Source organism: Chitinophaga oryzae (assembly GCF_012516375.2).
Taxonomy (GTDB): domain Bacteria; phylum Bacteroidota; class Bacteroidia; order Chitinophagales; family Chitinophagaceae; genus Chitinophaga; species Chitinophaga oryzae.
Window position 1 is genome coordinate 3,234,280 of sequence record NZ_CP051204.2, and the last position, 24,859, is coordinate 3,259,138.

Genomic DNA, 24,859 nt, shown 5'->3' on the forward strand with positions numbered 1-24,859 from the left:
AGCTCAGGGTCCAGGCCGGGGTATTGGGTGATGGTAAACGGATTCTGAACGTCGAAGGAGAACCTTACACCAGAGAATACTTTTTGTCTTTCTACTACTTTGGCAGGCAGGGTATAACCCAGCGTGATGTTGCGGCAGCGCAGGAAAGAAGCGTCGGCGAGCCAGTAGCTGGCTTCGTTCTGGAACTGGGAATAAGAGCCGTCGGTGAGGGCGGTCGGGAAGTCTCCGTTCGGGTTTTTGAAGGTCCAGCGGTTGGATGATACCGGCATAGCGTTGAAACCAAAAGGATTGGTGGTGGTTTCATTGACTCTGCCGCCAGGTAGGGGGACCATTTTTTCTGGACCAGGCCGGAGAAGAAGATGTTCAGGTCGAAATTTTTATAAGCGAACTGGTTACCGATACCGAAGTTGAAACGGGGGTCGCCGTTTGCGAGCAGGGTTTTGTCTGCTGCGGAAATAGCGCCATCGGGGCCTACTACTTTACCATTGGCGTCGAAGCCGTGGATGTCTCTCAGGATAAGACCGCCGGGCAGCATGCCGGGCATATATGCCGGTGCGCCGCCTTTCTCTCCGTTATAGATACCGGTTGACCAGTAGCCATAGATCGGGTTGAACAGTGCGTCTTTGCCGGTAGCGGCTTCCCAGGGTTTCAGGGCGCCGATGGCTGCCGGTGAACGTTCTTTCCAGTAGCTGAGGTAGTGGGAGAAATTCAGGCTGGTAGACCAGGAGAAGCCGTTTTCAGACTGGATGTTTTTACTGTGCAGGGCGATCTCGTAACCGGTAGACCTGGTTTTCCCGGCATTGATAAATCCTTCCCTGAGCACAAAACCGGTGGGATAGGTGACGCTGAAGATCAGGTTGCGGATGTCTTTGCGGAAGTAGTCGAATGAACCGGAGAGGCGGTTGTTAAAGAACGCGAAGTCAACGCCCGCGTTCAGTTCACCGGCTGTTTCCCAGGTGAGGTTGGGGTTTTCGTCGCGGGTCATTACTACGCCGGTATTGATATTGCCGGTGCCGAAGTAAGGGCTTCTGGAGGCGTCGTATACCCTGTTGGCCGCCGCGCCGAAGTTACTGTTACCGGTTTCACCGTAGCCGGCTCTTACCTTCAGGAAGGAGAGCGGTGTAAAGCCTTTCAGGAACGCTTCATCGGAGAGCACCCAGCCGGCAGATACGCCGGGGAAGTAACCCCATTTTTTGTTGGCGGCAAATACGGAGGAGCCATCGCGGCGGATAGACGCCTGTAAGGTGATATTGCCTCTGTAGGTATAGATAGCGCGGGCGAAGTAGGAGGCCCAGATAGTTTCTGATTTGCTGGAACCTACGATCGGTTTGATGGCCTGACCGGAGCCGAGGTCATAGTATTTGGACACATCAGACAGGAAGCCCTGGTTGGAGGCGTTGAAGCCTTCCCAGCCGGATTTCTGGTAGCTGTAACCGGCCACGGCGCTGAGGTTGTGCTGTTCGTTGAACGATTTGTTATAGGCGAGGGTATATTCCAGCAGGGTGGATTTGGCTTCTGACTGGGCGATGCTGGCAGAGCCGTTCACTTGTGCGCCGAGGTAGAATGTCCTGGGCAGGTAGGTGGAGCGTTTGGAGTTGGAGTTGTCGTAGCTGAAGCGTACGTTGGCTTTCAGGTCCGGGATGATGCTCCATTCTGCAAAAGCGCTGCTGAGGGTGCGGGTAGTAACGGTCTGGTCGGTGATGGTACCGTACGACACCGGGTTGGGGATGTTAGGATAGTAGGGGCTTACGGGGTAGGTGCCGTCGGGCAGTTGCAGCGGTTGCACCGGCGCCCAGTAGATGGCGGAGGTGATGATGCCGCCGTTTTCGTTGGCGCCGCCGGTAAAGGTATTGTTAGCAGTAGCATTGGAGAGAATCATGCTGGCGCCCAGTTTGATTTTGTCGGACACTGCCTGGTCGATGCTTACGCGGCCGTTGTAACGTTTGAAGTCAGTGCCGAGGATCACGCCTTTCTGATCGAAGTAGTTGCCGGAAGCGTAGTAGTTGGTTTTACCGTTACCGCCGGAAACAGCGATGTTGTGCTGTTGGGTGTAACCTGCGCGGGTGATGGCGTCGGTAGCTTTTTCGTTGTAGCTGCGGGCGGAATCGATCTGGCCCTGGGAGTAGATCGGTTTATAGGGCTGGGCTACAGATCCGGGATCGGTGGTGCCGTAGTAGGGAGCCACTTTATTATCGCGGTACCACATTTCTTCCCTCAGGAGGTTGCGTTGCACCATGTAGTCTGCCGCGCCGTATACCGGGTACATTTTATCTACGTTCTGAATACCGTAAGAGCCGGTATATTCCACTTTTGGTTTGCCGTTGATGCCTTTTTTGGTGGTAATGAGCACTACGCCGGCGCCGGCGCGTGCACCGTAGATAGAGGCGGCGCTGGCGTCTTTCAGGAATTCGATGGACTGGATATCGTTCGGGTTGATGAAGTTCAGCGGGGATTTGTCTACGCCGCCTTCCGCATTTTTACCGTATTTGGTGCCGGTGATGGGCTGTGCGGCAGCGTCCATCACGGGTACGCCGTCGATCACGTACAACACGCCGGCGTTAGCGAAGGACGGGTTGCTTCTGATCTGTACTTTGATGCCTGCGCCGGGCTGACCGGTGGTTTGTGTGACCTGTACGCCGGAAGCCTTGCCCTGCAGGGCGCTTTGGAAGCTGGTGCTGGCGCTGATGTTAAGGTCTTTGCCTTTTACGGTGGTCACGGCGCCGGTGAGGTTCTTCTGTTTTACGGTGCCGTAGCCGATCACTACTACGTCTGACAGGGCATTGGTAGCGCGTTTCAGGCGGATGTCCAGGGTGGCCTGGCCGGTGTAGATGATTTCCTGGGTTTCGAAACCGATGGAGCGGACTATCACCACATCGCCTTTTACGAGGTTGAGGGTGAAGCTGCCATCGGTTTTGGTGATGGCGCCTTTCTGGGAGCCTTTTACGGCTACGGTCACAAAAGGCAGCGGGGCGCCGTCAGCGTCGAGGATCTTGCCGTTCACGTCGGTCAGCGGGCTGTCTGTCAGGGTAGTGGCTGCCGGTTTTTTCCGTACGGTGATCTCTTTGCCGTCCATCACGTAGGAGAGGGGCTGGTCGGCGAAAATGGCTTTCAGCGCTTCGTTCAGCGGAACATCGTTGAGGTTCACGCTGACCGGTTTAGCGGTGCTGATATGATCTTTAACGTAGAAGAAGTTGTAGCCAGTCTGGCTTCTCAGTTTCCGGATAACGGTGACAAGGGAAGCGTTTTTCTCAGAAAGGGTTACTTTCTGTGCATTGGCTGCAGCACTGAGGCCGACGAACGCTGTAAGCAATAAGGTGGTTGCAATCCGCATGAAAACGAAGATTTTGGAAGGCCGGCAATAGCTCGCCCTGCCTCCTTTGTGAAGAAGGTTTAATATCATACCTTTACGAGGTTTGGTTTTTAATTCAATGTTTGTTTTTCCGAGCGTGAAAAATTGATTTTGATTGAAGCCTTACGACCGAACGTGGAAGTGCTTCCTCACTTTCACGTTTTTTATAAGGCCACCGTTTGTTGGCATTACTTCATTGGCGTGGATTTAAAGTTCACTGTTAAATAGTTGTTCCCTGACATTCATCGTTCACAATCGTAGTCAGTATTTGCTTACATAAATTTTCTTTTCGCTGATCCTGAATTTCAACAGGCCTGCTTTCTCGATGGTATTTAAGACTTTTGATACGTTTTCAAACCGCGAGATGGTGCCCACCATTTCGTTGGTGGGGATGTCGCCTTCGTAGATGACTTCTACATCGTACCAGCGGGTTATTTTCCGCATCACTTCGTAGATGTTTTCATCGTTGAATTCGAAGTAGCCGTTTTTCCAGGCAACGATACCGTCGGTGTTGACGGAGGCTATTTTTACGTCGCCGTTTTTACCGCTGATGGCCTGTTGCCCGGGTTTCAGCACCTGTGCGTCGTTGATTTTAACAGCGCCGCGGAGCAGGGTGGTCCTGGCAGACGGTTCATCGGGGTAGTTGTTGACATTGAAGCTGGTGCCCAATACCTGTATTTGTTGCTGGCTGGTGCGTACTTTAAAAGGGTGGGCCGGATCGGCGGCCACTTCAAAGTAGGCTTCACCGTTTACTTCCACGGAGCGTTCCGCCTGATGGGCGAAAGAGGCCGGGAAGGTAAGCGTGGTGGCGGCATTGAGCCATACCCGCGTACCGTCTGACAGGGTGATTTGGTATTGTTCGCCACGGGCGGTGCTGAGGGTATTGTACTGAACGGCGGTGGCGCCGTTGACCGGGCGGTATTCCAGTGAGCCGTCGGCCGCTTTGCTGACTTCCGCGCCGTCCTGGTCGGTCAGTTTGCCATCCCGGGCATCGGAGAGTAGTATCTTTTTCCCGTTGGCCAGCGTGAGGGTGGCAGTGTTCTTGCCTGCCGCCACGTCTGCCGAAGGTGGCAGGGCGTGGATGGCGACGGGGGCTGGTGGCTGGCTGCTATGCCTGAACCAGAAGAATCCGCCGGCCAGTATGCCGGTGAGGGCGGCGGCAGCAGCGATGCGCCAGGGAAATACCCTTCCACGGGAGATGCCTGTCTGCCGGTGTATTCTTTCCAGCAGGGCGCTTTCCTTGGCGGACAAGTCGCCGATATCCGGCCGGCTGGCCTGCTGTGCGTCGCACCAGGCGCTGTATGCCGCCAGATCTTCATCTGTGGCCGTGTTGGCCGCTATTCGTTCTATAATGTCTGCAATACGTGCCTGGTCCATGGAAAGCCTGTTAGGTGCTTGTTTAATATACTAAGGGACATAAAAAGGGGCTTCCCCCCAAAGGAGGTCAAAAAAAATTACAACAACAGGAAGGAGAGCATTTTTTTGCTCAGGTCTGACCGTAGTTTTTTCAGGGCGATGGTGATCTGGTTTTCCACCGTTTTTTCGGAGATGCCCAGGCGGGCGGCGATTTCTTTGTTACTGAGGTGTTGCACGCGGCTGAGGTGGAATATCTCACGGGCGCGCTGTGGAAGTGTTTCAGAGAATTCGGTGATCACCCTTCTCAGCTCTTTTACTTCAAAATCTTCTTCTATGCGGGTGGTGGTGGGCAGTTCCACGTTGGCGGCGAGGATGGCCGCGCGGCGGCGGGAGGTCTGGATGATGCGCGCCAGCCGGTATTTGACGGCGGCCATCAGGTAGCCTTTCAGCGAGGTGACTTCGAGGGTGGAGCGGTGTTCCCACAGCCACACAAATATCTCCTGCACGGCGTCGCTGCACTCATCTTCGTTGTCCAGGATATTCCAGGCGTACTGGTACAGCAGGCGGAAATAGCGGGCATACACCTCGTTAAAGGCCTGTACTTCGCCTTCCTTTAATAAAGGTAGCAATGCTGCATCACTGTACGCGTTATAATCCCTCATATACTAATAAACCTCCGGCAGAGCCCATCGGCCAAATTTATTTAGTTATTTGGTTATTTGGATATTTTATTATTGGATTTTTTGATTTCGCGGATGGTCCCTTCCGGCGGTAAAATAATTTATATTTGCTTTCGTCGATTTCATCCTGAAAAACATCAGCAAAATGGCAAAACAAACAACAGGCGGAGCGGGCATACAACGGGCCGGATTTGATTTCTTAAAGGCGTTAAAGAAAAATAACAACCGGGAGTGGTTCAATGCGCACAAAGACGACTATCTCCGGGCGTTACAGGAAGTGGAGACCTTTGCGGACGGCCTGCTGGCAGATCTTTCCGCACATGACGTGATAGAAACGCCTTCCGGCAAAAAGAGCCTTTTCCGTATCTACCGCGACACCCGTTTCTCTTCAGATAAAACACCTTATAAAACGTATTGGGCCGGTGGCTTCAAACGGGCTACCCGGCAGCGCCGCGGCGGTTATTATTTTCAGATAGAGCAGGGCAATACCTTTATCGGCGGCGGCTTCTGGGGGCCGGTGGCCGACGATCTCAAAAAGATCCGCGATGATATTGCCTTCGATCCGAGCCCGCTGCGAAAGATCCTCAACAGCAAGTCTTTTAAATCCACTTTCGGCACACTGGAAGGGGAGCAGCTGAAAAAGACGCCCCGTGGTTATGACGCGGAACACGAAGGGGCCGACCTGCTGCGTTACAAACAGTTCCTGTTGATCCGCCGCTTTACCGACGAAGAGGTGATGTCACCGCAGTTCAGAAAAGAAGCCGGGAAAACCTTTGCCGCCATGCGTCCTTTCCTCGACTATATGAGTGAGGTATTGTCCACCGATTCCAACGGATTGTAATCATCAGCATATGCAAAACATTGAACCGTTAGCACCGGAGATAGCGCAGCGTGTGCGCGATAGTTTCGGCCGCCAGAAAATGATGGCGCTGTACGGCGCCAGCCTGACCGGCATCGGCAAAGGGTATGTGGAGATCAGCATGCCGCCCAGCGACATTGCCCTCCGCCCGTCGGGCATCTTCCATGGCAGCGCCATCGCAGGGCTGACAGATGTGGTGGCAGGCTATTGCGCGGCCACCATTCCCGTAGAAGACCCTTATTTCGTGACCGTGGAGTTCAAGATCAATTTCCTGAACCAGGCCAAAGGGGAACTGCTGATCGGCCGCGGGAAGACCATCAAAGCCGGCGCCACGCTCACCATTATACAAACAGACCTCTACACCCGTACCGGCGAGCGCGAAACCCACGTGGCCACCGCGCTGGTCACGATGATGCAGATCAAAAAACGTTAACCATGGAAATCACTACTGTAACCACGTTCCTGCCTTACTACGATAAAATCCGTGAACGCACCAAAAGACTGCTCGCCGTGGTGCCGCCCGAATCGCTGGACTGGGCCTATATGCCGGGCAAGTTCACTATCGGTGATGAGATACGGCATATCGCGGCTATTGAAAGGTATATGTTCGCCGAAACCATCGCCGGTCGCCCCAGCAGCTACGACGGCTGCGGTAAAGAGAAGGCAGACGGCTACGACGCCGTGATGGCGTATTTCGACGAAAAGCACGAGGAGTCGATAGCTATCTTCCGCGCACTGAGCGATGAAGACCTGCAGCGGAAATGTACCACGCCCGGCAATGCTACCATGCCTGTCTGGAAATGGATGCGCGCCATGGTAGAACATGAAATCCATCACCGCGCACAGTTGTATATCTACCTGAATATGATCGGTGTAAAGACTCCGCCGATGTTTGGGCTGAGTGCGGAGGAAGTGGCGGGGTATGGTAAGGGGGAGTAAAAGTGGATGAATATGGCCGTAGCTGATCTGGTACTTAAATTTGAAAATACGAATAAGGTGAAATGAGTTATGTCTGTTTTTTATATTGCCCCGAATAGTACTTGTCAACCTGCTAATACGTTAGTAGTAGCAGATACATGTTAAGATGAATAAGTTAAAACAGTCACAGCTTGTTCCTGAAGAGAGAATTATAAAACGGATAGTACAAGTAAGAGGAGAAAAGGTAATCCTGGATCTTCATCTTGCGGAGTTGTACGGAGTAGAAACACGGACACTCAAGCAAGCTGTAAGAAGAAACATAGAGCGCTTTCCGGAAGATTTTATGTTTGAGTTGACAGAAGAGGAGATAGAGTCAGTGGTATCACAAAATGTGATACCACACAAAAAGCACTTTGGAGGTGCGAAGCCCTTTGCGTTTAGTGAAACAGGTGTGGCGATGTTATCCAGTGTACTTAGGAGTGACACAGCCATAGAAATGAATATCGCCATCATGAGAACCTTTGTGTCATTGAGAAAATTATCTGTTAATTACCAGGAAGTAATGAGGGTGTTGGATGAAATGAGGATTCAGTATGATAATCAGTTTGAGGACATTTATCGGGTGCTCGAGCATCTCATCCATAAGCCAGAGCAGCCACGTAATGTGATCGGTTTTAACCTGAATAGGGAAAAAAAACAGTAATTGTTGTTGGTAGCTACCTGGTTTCGTGCTGGTAACGGAATAAGCGTGCTAAAAATGGCAGATTTCGTGAGGCAGAAGATAATTTTTTGCTATGCAATTAGAGAACCTTGTTCTTGACATTCGGAAGAATTTTGATCCCGAGGAAATCGAGATTAAAATTTCTTCTTTAAATATACATGCCGACCAGCCATTTCTGGATTTGTGGGTTAAGCTCGACGATGAAGAGGTCAGATCTGAAAACGTTATCATAGACATCGTTGGATACAAGGACCTCAAACTACAAAAGGATGTTTTTTCGGATATAGATGTGGTCAATGATCATCCTTTGCTCTGGAAATACAATGATCTCAACTCATCATTGTATTTTAACGGGGTCGCAAAAGATCCGTACCGGCTTTTTGGGAAATTGCATCGGGCTCACCGGGGTATCTACGGTGATTTGTTACCGCCAGAAACTTATTGGAACACTGTTTTCCTGGAGCGGGACGGCTTTTTGCCACCGTTCGGGTTATTTGCAAGCGGGCCTCAGAAATTGATGGATGCATATGCCAGGTGTTTCGAAGAGGAGAGTGTCCGTTGTTCGCAAACAGCAGCCTCCATGCCGGTGTTTTGGAATGGAACAGCGCATATGGAAGGCTTTCAGGCCCTTAAAATCCTGTTTTTGGATAACTCTTTTATTATTGCGAAGGACTTTGTACTGAGGAAACGCCTCGTTGTTTAATATTGCGAGAAAACAGATAAAGTTCTCCTGAATGAAGGGTGTAATGCCAGTGACCGCGAGATTTTGCAGGAACGAACTATTTTTCTATCTTGTGCAACATTGGTTGTTACAAAAGAAACATTGACTATGTAGCAAAAATATTGGATGTTGCCCAACAATTCCTCCTATCCGGAATGCATTCCTTACCTATGGTGACGCTCCCCTGATAGATTGTTCCTGGTCCAATAGCTGTTTAATCAACTTATCTCTGTTAGTTGCGGTGCCTAAAGAGAGGAATGGCCAGATGTAGCAACAAGGATAGAAAAGTTCTGAAATATCAACCGCCGGTTACATCATGAAAAGTTGTTACCCAAATAGAAGACCTATGAGAGAAAGAAATTGGTTCAGATTATTGCACGTTACATTATTGGTTCCCGCATTAGGCTTGGCCAGCCAGGCGGCTCAGGCGCAGCAACCAGGTGGCCCCGGACTTCCTGCCGCTACGCCGGTGGCTTTACCAGCCGCCTACACGTCACCGTCTATTAACTATATCCGCACATGGGAACCGTCTATGCCCACTACAGATCCGGCTGCGGTGATCGCGGAGAGCCGGACGGTAAAAGAGGTAAAGCAGGGTACGCAGTATTTTGACGGTCTTGGCCGGCCGTTGCAGACAGTGGCCAAAGGGATGGGCGATTCCGCCAGGGATATTGTAACTCCGGTCGTATACGACGCTTTCGGAAGGGAGCAGTATAAGTATCTGCCTTATATGCACACTACCGGCGATGGCAAATTCAAAACATCTCCCTTTAGCGCACAACAACAGTTTTATCAGAATTCCGGCAGGTATCCGGGAGAGAAAATATATTATAGTCAGACCGAATTTGAGGCATCTCCGTTAAACCGGGTGATGAAAACCTACGCTCCCGGCAACAGTTGGGCTACCCGTCCGGTGAGCCATCAGTACCTGGTTAACACAGCCCAGGATTCTGTACGCATCTGGACCATAGGTGCTACCGGACTGCCGGTCAGTCCCCGCGCTTATGATCCCGGTCAGCTGACGGTAGATGTGAGCATTGATGAAGACGGTGGTCAGATAAGGGAGTATAAGGACAAATCCGGTCAGCTGGTATTGAGAAAGTTAAAAGGAGCCAATCCCGGCACTGCACACATGGGTTGGTTTTGTACCTATTACATCTACGATGACCTGAATAACCTGCGCTTTGTCATCCCACCGCTGGGCGTGGAAAAAATAACGACTACCTGGAATACCGCAGCTATCGCAGATGGCCTTTGTTTTCAATATACCTATGACGAAAGGAACCGGATGGTCACTAAAAAAGTGCCCGGCGCCGGTGTGGTGGAGATGGTGTATGATGTCCGTGACCGACTGGTGTTTACCAGGGACTCGGTTCAGCGGGCACAGAATGTATGGCATGTCACTTTTTACGATCAGCTGAACCGGCCGATAGAAACGACGTTGTACAACCGGAACATCTCCCGGCAGGTGTTACAGGGACAGATGAACGGGGCCGTTAATAACAGTGGCACCAGCAACTACGTTTTTCCGGGCCTTGCCGACCTGGTTACCGCGTATCATGAACCGGCGCGTACCGTTTACGAAGCGACGAACTCCGTAACGCTGGAAGATGGTTTTGATACCGGCAGTGGCGTCAATGTAGATATGCTGATTAACCCGTCGCTGAGGAGGGACACTGCGAATATCGTTGTCAGCAATCCCTTACCGGATATCTTCAGCAATGGTACGCTGACACCGTTAACATATACATTTTACGATAATTATCAGTTCCCTGGCGTTCAAAGCGCGATCAGCGGCGATTTTAGCAAGCCGACTGATGAAGGCAATGTATACGTTGAGCCGGTGACGGTCGGGAATCTCACCAAAGGGCTGGTAACGGGTACGCGTACCCGCATTTTGGGTACCGATACCTGGCTCACCGCTACCACCTACTACAATGATAAAGGAAGGATAAGCCAGGTGGTAGCCGACAATGCTACCGGCGGCACGGACGTAATAACCTCCCGTTACAATTTTAACGGGAAAGTTGTCAGCACCTACCAGCGGCATAAAAACAGCCGGAGCGGGGCTACACCGCAAACCACTGTCCTGACAACGATGGTTTATGACGATCAGGGCAGGGTGAAAGCTATTAACAAGCGGTTGAACGACAATGCCGCCTTGACACGCACCATTGCCAGGAATACCTACGATAAGATCGGGCAATTGAGTGTAAAGGAGTTGGGTATCAATGGGACCGGTGCCCCGTTGGAACGGCAGACGTATGATTATAACCTCCGCGGCTGGCTGAGGAGCATCAGCAAGGATTATCTGGCGAATGGCTCCGTGGGCGCGCATTTCGGACAGGAACTGAACTACGATTATGGATTTACCAATCAGGCTTTTAGTGGTAATATCGCCGGTATCCGTTGGAAAGGATGGAATGACACCGCTCAGCGTGCCTATGGCTATAACTATGATCAGATCAGCCGGTTGAAAGGTGCGGGGTTCTCCCAGCTTACTTCCGGAAACTGGCAGAACGGAGCGGTGGATTTTACCGTGAGCAATATTAATTATGACGCTAACGGTAACCTGTTGACGATGAAACAACGCGGTCAGGTGAATAATGCGGCAGGTGAGGTAGATAAATTGAGTTACCGTTATAATGATAACAGCAACCAGCTGAAATCGGTTTATGATACCGTAAGGGCTAAGACAGGCTTAGGTGATTTTACCGATAGCCAGACGGATGGCGTTGATTATGCCTATGACGGAGTGGGCAACCTTACCCGTGACGGGAATAAACAAATCGCTTCCATCAGCTACAACCACCTTAACCTGCCGGAACTGATAACTGTTACCGGAAAGGGAAATATCCGGTTTATGTACGATGCAGGTGGTAATAAGGTCCGTAAGATCGTTACCGATAATACTACCGGCACCGCTAAGGTGACCACCACAGACTACCTGGGCGGCTTTGTCTATGAAAATGACAGTCTGCGTTTTGCCGGACATGAAGAAGGACGGATCCGGACCGTCTACCAGGCGGGTCAGGCGCCGACATTTGTCTACGACTATTTTGTAAAAGACCATCTGGGCAATACCCGGCTGGTACTCACGGAGCAGACGAACTTCACCATGTATGCGGCAACTATGGAAACGCCCAATGCCGCGACAGAGAATTTGTTGTTCAGTAATATCGACAATACCCGGAGTAATAAACCGGTAGGGTACCCGACGGACGAGAGCGCCGGTAAAAATGAATCTGTCGCTAAACTGATCGCCACCGGCACCGGTAAAAAGATCGGCCCTTCGCTGGTGTTAAGGGTAATGGCCGGTGACACCATACAATTGAGCAGCAAGGCTTTTTATAAATCCAATGGTCCGGTGGACAAGAATAGTCCTGTTGTACCTGCTGAAAATATGCTGGCGGACCTAATCAATGCATTTGGTGGCGCCACCTCCGCGGATGCCACCCACGGCGCTCCTGCATCTGTGGCAAGTACGCCCTTCAACGCCAATTTTTACAATAATGATTATCGCCAGCTGAAAGAGAAGAACCCCGATCAGCAACCCGGAAAGCCGAAAGCCTACCTGAACTACGTTTCGTTCGATGATCAGTTTAAAATGGTAGAGCAAAACAGCGGGGTGAAGCAGGTAAAAGCTGAGCCAGATCAGTTACAGACACTTTCTCAGGATAAGATGGTCATGGAAAAGAGCGGATTTTTGTATGTTTACACCAGTAATGAGAGTTCACAGGAGGTGTTCTTTGATAATCTAATGGTAGCGCAAATGACCGGCCCGGTGCTGGAGGAAATGCATTATTATCCGTTTGGGTTGACGATGGCGGGGATAAGTTCGAATGCGCTTACTGGGAAGAATTATCCGGAGAATCGGTTGAAGTATAATGGTATGGAATTACAAAGTGGAGAATTTGGAGATGGATCAGGGCTGGAGCTGTATGACTATGGGGCCAGAATGTACGATGTACAGATAGCCCGATGGCATACGTTGGATCCATTGAGCGAGAAAATGAGACGTTGGAGTCCTTACAACTATTCCTTTAATAACCCTTTACGTTTTATCGATCCTGATGGAAGGGGACCCGCTGACGTGATTGTAGGTGAAAAATATCAAGCGACGGTTAAGGATCTCTTGTATCAATCTTTTGGAGACAAAGCTAAAGACTTTTCATATGAAAAGAGTGGGAAGCTGGTTTTTGGTGGCGATGTCTCTAAATTTACCAGTGATGAAGCGAAGGCCTTCGGCGAATTAAATGGTTTAATGACTTCTGAAATAAAGTATAATGTCATTATTGAGGAAAATATTTCATTTGAAAGTAAAAAAGGCGGTATGATTGAGGTTAATACCGGTAATGAAGGCTCAAAAGGAGATGCAGCAGTCTATCCAACTTCAACTAAGGATGGTGAAGGGATCTTGGCAATAAATCCCGCCCCAACGCAAGCGAATGTAATGGATGTTAAATATACAGAAGAAGGAAATCAAGTTCCTGTTAATGCAATGGATATCCTTCAAGGCGGAGGAAGAGGGCCATTAAGAACTTTTACGCCTTATGAGAATTTTTGGCACGGTATAGGACATCTGAGAGCTGGTGGAGATCAAGACCCAGGCCGGGCTATGGAAGTGGAAAATATGGCGGGAGCTATTCGTAAGACAGTTGTCTATGATACAAATGGAGCCTTCAAGTCTGCGACCAGTAATCCGATACCGGCGAAAGCTTATAACCTTGATCACCCTAACAAACAAAAAAAATGAGGTGGATGTTAATTTTAGCAACCGCACTATGTTCATGTGCGGGAGAAAAAGATATTTTTTCTTCGAAGTTTGACTATGTCAATTACGGGGGGGAGAGATACATACAATCGAGGATGAGTGTCGCTAAGCATAGTCAAAGTGATTTCAATGTCATCAGTATTCCAATAGTCAATCGGAATGCGGATACGATATACATTTTTTCAACAGTGTTGGATAATCTCGATATGTTTTATTCAGGAAAAAATATTCGGTCGCGAAAGTCTCATTTGATTGTTGATAGTTATTACGATGGATACATGAAAGATGCAGCGCATAGCGGAATTAGAAAGTTTAATTTTTTTCAGGTGCTGCCAGGTGATAGTATGGTAGTTAATTTTGATATCGATCGGTTGGAGCGAATGGTAAATCCTTTGCCCCCAAAAATTGAACTTAGATACTACTACTTTGAGAAGAAAGGACGCAATTTTGATGGATTGGTTAATGTTGAAAAGGGTAGATTACATTGTGGGGTCACGGTGGCGAAATTGCAAGGATTTTAATTGCTAGGTTTAAAACTATGGATTATAAAAGGCTGTTAAGGATATTACCATTTACTATCCTGTTTATACTTTCAGCCTTAGCATGGATCGAGATGTTATCTGTGACGCATGTGGCAAAGATCAGGCATGTCATTTGTGGCGTTTTCGAGCTGCTCAATGTAATATTATATTTTTCCAGTTTCAGGATGGGGGTTTTATTGACAGGAATAACTTTGTTCCTGGCAACGATAAATTTGGCCGCATTTACGACGAGTATAACAACCCGGCAATACTGGATTGGACCAATGAAATTTCCTGTTTTTCAGCCTTTAGCGTTGCTCTTGTTGATATTTTTTTTGATTGTAAACTTAAAATACCTTATTGATGCCTTTAGGACTAAGAAAGCGTGATTAATGCCCCGATAAGGCATTGGTCTTTAAATGAGAAAAGTTCCGCTAGTCGAAAAGGCTTTCTTCATAAACAGATTTAAAATTCTGTAACTATTATCGTTAAGCATCACCAAATGTATAAATGGTTCTTTATAAGTACCTACCGCTATTATTCCAGATTTAAAAACGAAACACCCCGGGTTAGCGCTACTGCTGTAGTTACAGTAAGCCAATTTGTTACTACCCTCTTCCTGTTAGTCTTAGTGAGGAGGTTGGGTGTATGGGATTTTACGGTGTATGTTCACAGCAAATTTATTGCTGTGCCAATTATGCTGACCTGGATGGCCATTGTTTATCGCTATTACTCTATGGAAAAAATTACGCTTTTGTTAAAGAGGTTTGAAGAGTTTCCCAAATGGAGACGGAGATTTTGGGGGATAATGAGCCTGATACTTTTTCTACTGCCAATGATTTTATGCGGATTTGCGACAAGCTCAATTGCCCATTTTCTCTAATTTTAAACTGCCCGATTTTTCGGTACAAGGTCAATCATGGCTTATAAATCATAGAAAATGAATAAAAAGGAAACAATTCTTCCACTGATCACCGATAGAAATTTTCACGTACTTAGATTACTTACTTGGTTCGGATTGCTGTTCCTATGCCTTTCATTTTTTATCCTTTTTAGAGGATACAAAATCAGCTTTCTAATTTTTCTATCAATCAGTATTCTGCTATTGAATGCCAACTATATAATAAAGGAGTATAGCGTCGTAGGGAATATTTATTTGTTACCAGATAAAATTGTGGTGAAACCTACAGTAGAATTAGAAATGAAGTATATTCTTGAGGATTTAAAGGATATAGAAGTGTTTATTTTGGGAGTTAAAGGCGAATTTTATGGAGGGAGAGCCATTACAACCAAAACGGGAGTAGATAACTCCATCGTATTCCAATATTTAGGAGAAAGTAAAAGTATAAGGTTTTTGTTAAAGCAGCAACAGGTAAGCCAACTATCCGAAATTCTTCAAATATGGCAATTAAATGGCGTCAAATTTAAGTTGCACAATCAATCAAGGGAAAGGTTTATTTAAAGCCAGATTAGGCGGAGATATTTTATTGTCCGTTTGGGTTGTCAATGTTGGGGATTAGTGCGAATGCGTTGGTGAGGAAGAATTATCCGGAGAATCGGTTGAAGTATAATGGCAAAGAGTTGCAGAATCGAGAGTTTGGTGATGGAAGTGGGTTGGAGTGGTATGATTATGGGGCGAGGATGCAGGATCCACAACTTGGGCGTTGGTGGGTAATAGACCCATTATCAGAGAAAATGAGAAGGCATTCTCCCTATAATTATGCCTTCGATAATCCGATAAGGTTTATTGATCCAGACGGGATGGCTCCTTGGGATAACTTTGTATTTAATGAGAAGGGTAAATTCTTGAGAATTGATAAAAATAATCAACCTGATAAAATTGTAGTTGAAAATTCCAAAACGCAGAAGGTAGAAGGGAAATATGAGTTTAATGATCCGAAAGGGATAGAGAAGCAATTATATCAAAAAAAATAGATCGATTAGTATTTATTTCGAACAAGCAGATAGAAGAACAAATGAATCAAAATGGTGTAAATAATACAACCGAAAATAGATTTGTTTATGCTGAGAGAGAAGGTGGGCCAGCGGGAACTAAATCGTTACTTTCTGGAGTTAGTAATGGGAATTTGGATCAGGTAACCTTCCCTTTAGTAGAGCGGAAGGCATTACATATTGTAAAAGGAAACGGCGCAAATCTTGACGGCATTGGGTATAATAATTATGATTTTGATAACTTTTTGTTTGGGCAAGCAGGACGTAAATTAGGATTTAATATCAATACATTAAAAGATGCTGCCCATTTAAATAATGCAATTAATGGGCGGTCGGATAATCAGAGTATGAAAAATAATACACTTCTTGATTCCCCGGCAGATCAGAAAGCGATTACCGAAGGTTATTATTATCCGGAAGGTGTTCCGAGTGTCGTATTACCAGATGTTCGACGTATGCTTCCCGGTAAAATTTAAATTTTATGAAAAAGTTTGTTTGTTTTTTTTCGTTTTTGCTGGTTGGCTGTAGCCACAGAAAGGACTATAGAGTGATACGTGAAGAAAAAATACAGCAATTGGAAAAAAGTAATCTTGACTTTTTTAGGGGTGTTTTTATAGAGGCAAGGATAAAAAGGAATGATACCTTTGTTGTTTATTCTTTTTATAAAAAGTTGGATGACAAGGAATTTTATCTGCCTAATTTTTCACGATATGATAGTGTGAGGATCAAGAATGCAGGGGGTTTCAATGTATTGGAATATGGTCAGTATTTTGGATATTCAACACCTCAGGCGGCATGGCAGTATACCAAAAAATATTCAGATAGTATAGTGTCAGCGTTTGAGAAAATTGATATGTACAGTGTGTTTGGAAGTAATGACGGTTTGCTCGTTTTTAACTTTGATGATAAGACATATTTAGTATACATGCCTGATGAGTCTAAAGTAACAAATGAGTTTTGGAAAGAAAAAATACAAATAATAGATAGTATTAAACCTGGATGGTACTTTGGAGAGGACGAATAAAGGTGTGTCCAGAGTGATTCGGGGTATTTGATTAAAGGAGGTGGGGCTTTAGTTTCAATGACAGAAGAAACGTTTGGGTAAGCCTTATTTAAAGGTGCTGAGAAAATGGGAAATTATGAAATCTGGGGTACGAAGGGCCTAGTAGGAAATACTTTTAATCGAAATATTTTTTTATTAGACGCGACCAAAAAAAGCGTATCAGGATTACGGGTGTTAATAAGTAGTATGGAGGCAGAAGCCATTGGAGCTGGTGCTAATAAGATATCTATTTATGGTTCATCCGTAATAAATAAAGGATTTTTGAATCCGAAAAATAGCAGAACGTTTTGGATATTCATTTGAACAATCCGGAAGCGGAGTTTTTATGCAAAAAGTATTAACACCTTAATATAATGGAAGAGAAGGATAAATCATCGATATTGCTATCAATATTTAGGAGAAAAGGCTCTGAAGGTCAGCTTACAAAGATTATATATGAAAATAATAAATCTCAGTATAACGATTTATTGTCGTCTTTAGAGCAAGGAGAAAAGGGATTAATAGTATATTATAAAGATGCCTTAGATTGGGTACTATTAACAAATAGGAGAGTTTTAACGTCTTCAAATATTATTCTTCTTAACTCTGATATTATTGATGTCTCACCTGCTTTGCAGGAAGAGTTTGGGAATATGATAACTGATAAAAATAGATTTACAAGATTGCGGGTGAAAGATAAGAATAATAGGGCTTATATCTTGAGTTTGGAGATGGGGCATGCATATGAGGGCTTTTACCAGGTATTACATTTTATATCGAGTGGTAATCAGTGTATCTAATAAGGTTTTTGAATTATAACGAGATAAGTCGCAGGCATCGCCTGCGACTTATCTCGTTATCGTGAATATGCTTTTTTAGTTTTATTGTATGTGATGGCCAGAGACTATTACATAAAGTGTGTCAGTAAAAAGTCTTTTAACTTTAAACTGACAATATGGAAAAGCAAAACTTTGATTTCGAAGCCTTCAAGACGCAAGCGGCGAGCCGTTTGAAGAACGGACATACGCTTTTTACTCCGTGGCTGGCTGAGGAGCATTAGCAAGGATTGTCTGGCAAATGGCTCCGGAGGCGCGCATTTCGGACAGGAATTGAACTACGATTATGGATTTACCAATCAGGCTTTTAGTGGTAATATTGCCGGTATCCGTTGGAAAGGTTGGAATGACACCGCTCAGCGTGCCTACGGCTATAACTATGATCAGATCAGCCGGTTGAAAAGTGCCGGGTTCTCCCAACTTACTTCCGGAAACTGGCAGAACGGGGCGGTGGACTTTACCGTGAGCAATATTAATTATGACGCTAATGGTAACCTGTTGACGATGAAACAACGCGGTCAGGTGGATAATGCGGAAGGTGAGGTAGATAAATTGAGCTACCGTTATAATGATAACAGCAACCAGCTGAAATCGGTATATGACACGGTAAGGGCTAAAACCGGCCTGGGAGATTTTACCGATAGCCAGACGGATGGCGTTGACTATGCCTATGACGGAGTGGGCAACCTTACCCGTGACGGGAACAAACAAATCGCTTCCATCAGCTACAACCACCTTAACCTGCCGGAACTGATAACCGTTACCGGGAAGGGAAATATACAGTTTATGTACGATGCGGGTGGTAATAAGGTGCGCAAGATCGTTACCGATAATACTACCGGCACCGCTAAGGTGACCACCACAGATTTCCTGGGCGGCTTTGTCTATGAAAATGACAGTCTGCGTTTTGCCGGACATGAAGAAGGACGGATCCGGACTGTTTACCAGGCCGGTCAGACGCCGACATTTGTCTACGACTATTTTGTAAAAGACCATCTTGGCAATACCCGGCTGGTACTCACAGAGCAGACGAACTTCACCATGTATGCCGCGACCATGGAAACGCCCAATGCCGCGACAGAGAACCTGTTGTTCAGTAACATCGACAATACCCGGAGTAATAAACCCGTAGGGTACCCGGCGGACGAGAGCGCCGGTAAAAATGAATCTGTCGCTAAACTGACCTCGACTGGCACCGGTAAAAAGATCGGTCCATCGTTGGTGTTAAGGGTAATGGCCGGTGACACCATCCAGTTGAGCAGCAAGGCTTTTTATAAATCCAATGGTCCGGTGGACAAGAATAGTCCTGTTGTACCTGCTGAAAATATGCTGGCAGACCTGATCAATGCATTTGGTGGCGCCACCTCCGCGGATGCCACCCACGGCGCTCCTGCATCAGTGGCTAGTACGCCTTTCAACGCCAATTTCTACAATAATGATTATCGTCAGCTGAAAGAGAAGAACCCCGATCAGCAACCCGGCAAGCCCAAAGCTTACCTGAACTACGTTTTATTTGACGATCAGTTTAAAATGGTAGAGCAAAACAGCGGGGTGAAGCAGGTAAAAGCCGAGCCTGATCAGTTGCAGACCCTGTCTCAGGATAAGATGGTCATGGAAAAGAGCGGATTTTTGTATGTTTACACCAGTAATGAAAGTCCACAGGAAGTGTTCTTTGATAACCTGATGGTAGCGCAAATGAGTGGTCCGGTGCTGGAGGAGACGCATTATTATCCGTTTGGGTTGACGATGGCGGGGATTAGTGCGAATGCGTTGGTGGGGAAAAACTATCCGGAGAATAGGAAGAAGTATAACGGAATAGAGTTTACGAATGAGTTGGACTTGAATACATATGATGCGCAGTTGAGGAATCTTGATCCACAGATAGGTAGGTGGAACCAGATAGATCCGAAGATTGAGAAAATGGAGATGTGGAGCCCGTATACTTCTAACTATGATAACCCAATTAGGTACAATGACTTTTTAGGAGATGAACCCAATGGGCCAGGAGATCCTATTAAAAAAGTTGGCCTTGTTACTGGCAGGGAGTATAATTTGACTGCTCCAACTACTATTGGATCTGCGCTTAAATATATAAGCCAGTATGCCGTAGGAACAGCGAATGAAGTAATCGCCGGGATAAATCAGAATCTAAATCCTGTTTATGCTGCTGTAAATGGGATTCAGGCATTAGTTACTGGAAAGGACATACAAACCGGACAGCCTATGACTGCCGGTGACGCGGCAATAAGTGCAGCTTCCGCTATTCCTATCGGAAAAGCTTTGGGAATGGCTGGAAAAGTGATGGGAGCAGTAGAAGGTGCAGTGGTGCGTGGTGCTGAGCGGACAGTCACGGAAAAAGTGGCTGGTAGTGCTGTTGAAATGGCAACGCAACCTGAGTATACATTTACTAAGTCCGCCGGGAAGCATTTAACAGAGGTGGTAAAGCGAGGAGAAAATGCAGGACAGCTTGCAAGACCTTATATGAGATCACCTTTAGCTATTCAAGAAATTATGTCTGCAGGTAAAGGTATTCCTGACGCAACATTCAAAGGCGGGATGAATTGGAAAGTACCGGGGACATTTAGAAATTCTCAGGGCGTTTGGGAATTAGGAATCAACCCTGAAACGAAAGTTATTTATCATTTTAACTTTGTTCACTGATATGAAATTTTGTATAAATTATACCAATGTTATAGAGCAAAAGACCTTAATTTACCATATTGAAGAATGCTCTTTTGATACAGAACCAGCGGTTCAAGAAATTAATTTTGATATTGCTTTAAATAAGCTAAACCTTACCGCTACAGATGATGATAATAAAATTGCTCAAGTGGGAGGATTTTGTGGATACAATGAATGGATTAAATCAAACTATCAAGTCCCTGAAAGAAAAAGTGGGGTGTTAAAGGTACTTGATGACTTGGTGTCAGGTGAGGGTTCTTATGCAATAAGTAAAGAAGATTTTCCAGTATACGTGAATATTCAAACGGGTTGGGTTTGTATTGGGAATCCTGAAAAGGGAGGGGATGCGGTTGAGTTTATAACTAATTGTGTAGCTGTAATAGACAGTAATAAAAACTTTGTCTCCCTTTGGTTAAAGCCTAAAAAACTGCCTGATATTTAAAGTTTTCGAAAAAAAGTTGCAGATGATGTTAGGTGTAGCAATTTTAGCCATCTGTTTGGATAGGGAAAATATATTTAGGGTACTTCTGAGAAGAAGCCAATTTGTTGTTAGGTAAAATGCAATTGAAAGGAGTATATGATAGACGTATTGATGCTACCTAATGCTGTTTAATGTAATCATGATCACTACAGGTTATGTAATGCTTTGAATTATAAATGTTAATGAGGATAGCGCGATTCACTATTCTGTTTTATACATGTGGTCTTAGAATGGTTCGATGTTGCTCTTATTGACATTTTTTTTGATTGTAAACTTAAAATGCCTTACCGACGCCTTTAGGGTTAAGAAAGCATGATTAACGCCCGATATAGCGTTGGTCTTTAAATGAAGAAAGTCCCGCTAGCCCGCGAGCCTTGAGACTATTACATAAAGTGTGTCAGTAAAAAGTTTTTTAACTTTAAACTGACAATATGGAAAAGCAAAACTTTGATTTCGAAGCCTTCAAGAAGCAAGCGGTGAGCCGTTTGAAGAACGGGGATACGCTTTTAGGTAAGGACGGCGTGCTAACGCCGTTACTAAAGGAGTTTCTTGAAGGCGCCCTGGATCGTGAGTTGGAAGCGCATATTGAAGATGAAGGAGATGCCAACCGTAAGAACGACAAAGCGCGTAAACAGGTAAAGACCGCCATTGGGTCGGTAGATATTAACCCGCCACGCGATCGTAATGGGACATTCGAGCCTGAGATAATTCCCAAACGTCATAAAACGCTTGGGGTGGATTTGGATCGACAGATCATTTCTTTATACGTCCGTGGAGCCAGCTACAGCGATATACGGGATCACCTGATGGATATGTATGGTTTGGAGACTTCTACAGCTACGATAAGCCGTGTTACAGATAAAATTCTGCCATTGATACAAGAGTGGCGCAGCCGCCCTCTTGAGCGGGTTTACCCGTTCGTCTGGCTGGATGCTATCCATTATAAGGTCCGCCATGAGGGCCGGGTTATCGGTCGCGCTGTTTACTGCATTATCGGCCTTAATCAGGAGGGCTACAAAGAGCTGCTGGGTATGTATGTCGGGGAGAATGAAGGTGCTAAATTCTGGCTGCAGGTATTAACAGATTTACAGAATCGCGGTTTGGAAGATATCTTCATTGCCTGTATAGATAATCTTCAGGGCTTTGCTGATGCCATAGAAAGTGTCTTCCCCAAGACCGAGGTTCAGCTCTGTATCGTACATCAGATACGCAATTCTCAGAAATATCTTTCCTACAAGGATGTCAAGCCATTTATGAAAGATCTTCAAAACGTCTACAAGGCCACTACTGCTGACCAGGCAGAACGAAGCCTTGATCAGCTGGAATCTAACTGGGGAGCCAGGTATCCCAAAGTGATTGAATCCTGGCGAAAAAACTGGCCAGGATTGAGTAGCTATTTTCAGTACAACAAAGACATTCGCCGGATCATGTATACAACCAATATTATTGAAGGCTACCACCGGCAGAGGATCTCAAAACAACTCATCCAGCATCACATAATACGCCACCCGTTCCTCGTCCCTTTCCCTTCCTAACCTCTCAAACAGCCCCGCCGCATAGGCATCCGTCCCGAAATTATGCTTCAGCGACCGCACGCATAACGCAATATCCTGGTAAATATCCGCCACGCCCGCGCCGCCGATATCGATAAACCCGCTCACCTGTCCCTGTTTACCGAAGATATTAGGCAGACAGTAATCGCCGTGCGTAAATACGGGTGTGTATTGCGCCGGCTTGTGAGCAATGAGATGATCCAGCAGTGCCTGTGGAGTAGGGAAGCGGTTATGGCCTTCCCAGTCGGAGGTGTCTACCAGTCCTTGTTGTACATTATACGCGGCAGCTGCCAGTTTTTGGTCGAGGCTGTTGTCGAAGGGGCAGTCATGTATAGGCAGCGCAGAGAGCAGTTGTATGCCGTCGGCCAGCAGTTTGACCGTCAGTTCGGGGTTGTCGAGGTAGTTGTCGGCGCAGAGCATGTCGCCGTCTACGGCGGTGGTGAGGAGGTAATCGATGCCGTCATGTGCGCCGAAATATTGTATCACCGGTACGGGGAGTTTGTCCTGCAGCCAGGTGAGCACTTCATATTCGGGGCGAAGTCCCTGCCCGGAGGTTTGTGTCTTCAGGTAAAATACGCTGTGGGTGCTGGTGTAGCGGTACACGCTGGCAGCCGAATAACCGATGGTAACAGGTTCGGAGGTGGTGTCTGCCAGCAGGTGGGCCAGGTCTGGAGGGAGCTTGGGCATGGTTCCTTTTTTGTCTCGCTGTAAAAATAGGATTTTAATATTTTCCCGGCAGGCTTGCATATGTAAAAGGCTTTTTTTTATTTTTATGGCTAAACCTTTCTTGTTTGAAGCACTTGCCGGATACCGCGTTGTTGGAGCGTATGCAGGCATATAATGACAGGGCCGCCTTTGATGAACTGTATCACCGCTACTGGGAACAGCTTTATATGGCCGCATATGCCAGACTGCAGCAGGAAGCAGATGCTAAAGATTGTCTGCAGGAAGTGTTCGTAGCGCTGTGGCATAAACGCCGGGAGCTGCGGATTGAAGGGCCGTTGGGGCCGTACCTGCATGTGGCGCTTAAATACAGGGTACTCAATCATCTCCGTAGTCATCTCAATTACCAGAAACACCTCGATATTTTTTCGGCCATCCCGCCGGCGATATTTGACCGGGCGGACGACCGCCTCGCCCTGGCGGAAATACAGCAGATCATCGCGCAGACGGTGGCCGCCCTGCCGGAAAAGACGCGGCAGGTATATATCCTGAGCCGTCAGGAACAGCTTTCTGTTCGCGAAATGGCCGACCAGCTGGGCGTTTCCCAGCAAACTGTCAAAAACCAGCTCACCACGGCGCTGAAGCGCCTGAAAGACGCCCTCGCCGGATTTAAATAAAAATTTTTTTCTCCCCTTTAGTACCATCTTTTCTGAGCGGTGTCATTACTATAGAAAACGGTTAAAAACGTGCACGATCAGGAAAAAATAGCAGCGATCATCACACGGCTGGAAACCGGCACCTGTACTCCACAAGAACTGGAATGGCTGCATGAATGGTATCAATCCCACGATATGCAGGCCAGCACAGCGTTCCGTCATGAAAGCCACCGGCAGCAGCTCCAAACGGAGATGCTGCAGCATATCCATGATCAGCTGGATACGGTGCCTGTTGTCACTGAAGGCAGGGTAGTGCCCTTCTATAAGAAGTGGTGGGCGGCCGCCGGCCTGCTGGCCGCCGTAGTATCGGTCAGCGCCTGGTTATGGCATGACTACCGCCAGCAACACACCCTCTTGCTGGTGGAAGTAGGACCGGGACAACAACGGCAACTGATGCTGCCCGACAGCTCCCGGGTATGGCTCAACGCCGGCGCCAAATTAAAATATCCCCGCACCTTCAGCGAGGTGAGAACGGTGGAGCTGGAAGGAGAAGGATTCTTTGACATACACCCGGATGCACAGCATCCGTTTGAAGTACATACACAGGAACTGAATGTACAGGTGCTGGGTACCTCTTTCGACGTGAAAGCCTACAACACACTGGATGAAACACAGGTGACGGTGAAAACAGGCATGGTGAAGGTGCTCCATCATCAAACCGGCCTCGACGTGCTTAGTGCCAACGACCAGTTGACCTACAGCCGCTCAGCGCAACAGTACATGAAATCTACCGTGGAAAACGACCAGATCAACGAATGGGCCAACGGCATGATCAGCCTGTCACAAGCCGGCTTCGCGGAAGTGGCGCTCACCCTGGAAAACCAGTACGGCGTCCGTATCCGGTACAACCCGGTGGAAATGAAAACATTCGAATATACCCTGCGATGCAGTAAACAACTGTCGGTAACAGAAGTACTCGACATCATCAGCAGCATACATCCGATACTATATGATATAAAGGACAACGAGATTACTATTCACCGTAAAAACTAATGTAGCACCCAGGAGGTTGCACCAGCTATTAACACCGGGAT

The 24,859-nt window shown here is 47.0% G+C and carries 20 protein-coding genes and 1 pseudogene; 17 read left to right on the plus strand and 4 right to left on the minus strand.

Translation table 11 applies throughout. From position 1 onward, the window contains the following. Positions 1 to 94: 94 nt before the first annotated feature. The 3 genes from HF324_RS13515 to HF324_RS13525 all read right to left on the minus strand — a co-directional run bounded on the left by HF324_RS13515 (position 95) and on the right by HF324_RS13525 (position 5,367). Positions 95 to 3,331, minus strand: coding sequence for a SusC/RagA family TonB-linked outer membrane protein (locus HF324_RS13515; protein WP_168860008.1), 3,237 nt, complete (start codon positions 3,329 to 3,331; stop codon positions 95 to 97). Positions 3,332 to 3,610: 279 nt separating this feature from the next. Then, a complete protein-coding gene (locus HF324_RS13520; protein ID WP_168860009.1) occupies positions 3,611 to 4,726 on the minus strand; it encodes a FecR family protein in 1,116 nt (371 codons plus the stop codon). A gap of 77 nt (positions 4,727 to 4,803) precedes the next feature. After that, entirely contained in the window at positions 4,804 to 5,367 is a 564-nt protein-coding gene (locus HF324_RS13525; protein ID WP_168860010.1) for an RNA polymerase sigma-70 factor, read from the minus strand. A 163-nt stretch (positions 5,368 to 5,530) separates the two neighbouring features. Between HF324_RS13525 and HF324_RS13530 the strand changes: the two genes are divergently transcribed. The 15 genes and pseudogenes from HF324_RS13530 to HF324_RS13600 all read left to right on the plus strand — a co-directional run. Next, complete coding sequence (locus HF324_RS13530) at positions 5,531 to 6,226, plus strand: DUF2461 domain-containing protein (protein ID WP_168802975.1); 696 nt, start codon at positions 5,531 to 5,533, stop codon at positions 6,224 to 6,226. A gap of 10 nt (positions 6,227 to 6,236) precedes the next feature. Further along, on the plus strand, positions 6,237 to 6,677 hold the full coding sequence (locus HF324_RS13535; RefSeq protein ID WP_168802976.1) for a PaaI family thioesterase: 441 nt from the start codon (positions 6,237 to 6,239) through the stop codon (positions 6,675 to 6,677). A gap of 2 nt (positions 6,678 to 6,679) precedes the next feature. Next, on the plus strand, positions 6,680 to 7,183 hold the full coding sequence (locus tag HF324_RS13540; protein WP_168860011.1) for a DinB family protein: 504 nt from the start codon (positions 6,680 to 6,682) through the stop codon (positions 7,181 to 7,183). Between the two features lie 145 nt (positions 7,184 to 7,328). Then, positions 7,329 to 7,865 (plus strand): ORF6N domain-containing protein, encoded by a 537-nt coding sequence (locus tag HF324_RS13545; RefSeq protein ID WP_168802978.1) that lies wholly within the window; start codon positions 7,329 to 7,331, stop codon positions 7,863 to 7,865. Between the two features lie 91 nt (positions 7,866 to 7,956). Further along, a complete protein-coding gene (locus tag HF324_RS13550; RefSeq protein ID WP_168860012.1) occupies positions 7,957 to 8,586 on the plus strand; it encodes a hypothetical protein in 630 nt (209 codons plus the stop codon). A gap of 364 nt (positions 8,587 to 8,950) precedes the next feature. After that, positions 8,951 to 13,360 (plus strand): DUF6443 domain-containing protein, encoded by a 4,410-nt coding sequence (locus HF324_RS13555; protein WP_220101309.1) that lies wholly within the window; start codon positions 8,951 to 8,953, stop codon positions 13,358 to 13,360. Between the two features lie 5 nt (positions 13,361 to 13,365). Next, a complete protein-coding gene (locus tag HF324_RS13560) occupies positions 13,366 to 13,899 on the plus strand; it encodes a hypothetical protein (protein WP_168860013.1) in 534 nt (177 codons plus the stop codon). Positions 13,900 to 14,839: 940 nt separating this feature from the next. Continuing rightward, positions 14,840 to 15,361, plus strand: coding sequence for a hypothetical protein (locus tag HF324_RS13565; protein WP_168860014.1), 522 nt, complete (start codon positions 14,840 to 14,842; stop codon positions 15,359 to 15,361). A 98-nt stretch (positions 15,362 to 15,459) separates the two neighbouring features. Further along, the gene (locus HF324_RS33395) at positions 15,460 to 15,834 is read left to right on the plus strand and encodes an RHS repeat domain-containing protein (protein ID WP_220101310.1); all 375 of its coding nucleotides are present in this window, start codon (positions 15,460 to 15,462) and stop codon (positions 15,832 to 15,834) included. A gap of 41 nt (positions 15,835 to 15,875) precedes the next feature. Further along, positions 15,876 to 16,328 (plus strand): polymorphic toxin type 44 domain-containing protein, encoded by a 453-nt coding sequence (locus HF324_RS13575; RefSeq protein ID WP_168860015.1) that lies wholly within the window; start codon positions 15,876 to 15,878, stop codon positions 16,326 to 16,328. Positions 16,329 to 16,333: 5 nt separating this feature from the next. Continuing rightward, entirely contained in the window at positions 16,334 to 16,876 is a 543-nt protein-coding gene (locus tag HF324_RS13580) for a hypothetical protein (protein WP_168802984.1), read from the plus strand. Between the two features lie 392 nt (positions 16,877 to 17,268). Beyond that, positions 17,269 to 17,694, plus strand: a complete 426-nt coding sequence (locus HF324_RS13585) for a hypothetical protein (RefSeq protein WP_168860016.1) — start codon at positions 17,269 to 17,271, stop codon at positions 17,692 to 17,694. A 309-nt stretch (positions 17,695 to 18,003) separates the two neighbouring features. Beyond that, positions 18,004 to 20,391 (plus strand): RHS repeat domain-containing protein, encoded by a 2,388-nt coding sequence (locus HF324_RS13590; RefSeq protein ID WP_168860017.1) that lies wholly within the window; start codon positions 18,004 to 18,006, stop codon positions 20,389 to 20,391. A gap of 1 nt (position 20,392) precedes the next feature. Then, a complete protein-coding gene (locus HF324_RS13595) occupies positions 20,393 to 20,854 on the plus strand; it encodes a hypothetical protein (protein WP_168860018.1) in 462 nt (153 codons plus the stop codon). A gap of 470 nt (positions 20,855 to 21,324) precedes the next feature. Further along, a pseudogene (locus HF324_RS13600) lies at positions 21,325 to 22,359 on the plus strand (IS256 family transposase); the annotation flags it as partial. Between the two features lie 6 nt (positions 22,360 to 22,365). Here HF324_RS13600 and HF324_RS13605 read toward each other — a convergent pair. After that, the gene (locus HF324_RS13605; RefSeq protein WP_168860020.1) at positions 22,366 to 23,133 is read right to left on the minus strand and encodes an APH(3') family aminoglycoside O-phosphotransferase; all 768 of its coding nucleotides are present in this window, start codon (positions 23,131 to 23,133) and stop codon (positions 22,366 to 22,368) included. Between the two features lie 104 nt (positions 23,134 to 23,237). On the opposite strand from HF324_RS13605, the gene HF324_RS13610 reads away from it, so the two are divergent. After that, complete coding sequence (locus HF324_RS13610; RefSeq protein ID WP_168860021.1) at positions 23,238 to 23,786, plus strand: RNA polymerase sigma-70 factor; 549 nt, start codon at positions 23,238 to 23,240, stop codon at positions 23,784 to 23,786. Positions 23,787 to 23,855: 69 nt separating this feature from the next. After that, complete coding sequence (locus tag HF324_RS13615) at positions 23,856 to 24,818, plus strand: FecR family protein (RefSeq protein WP_168860022.1); 963 nt, start codon at positions 23,856 to 23,858, stop codon at positions 24,816 to 24,818. The last annotated feature ends 41 nt before the right edge of the window (positions 24,819 to 24,859 follow it).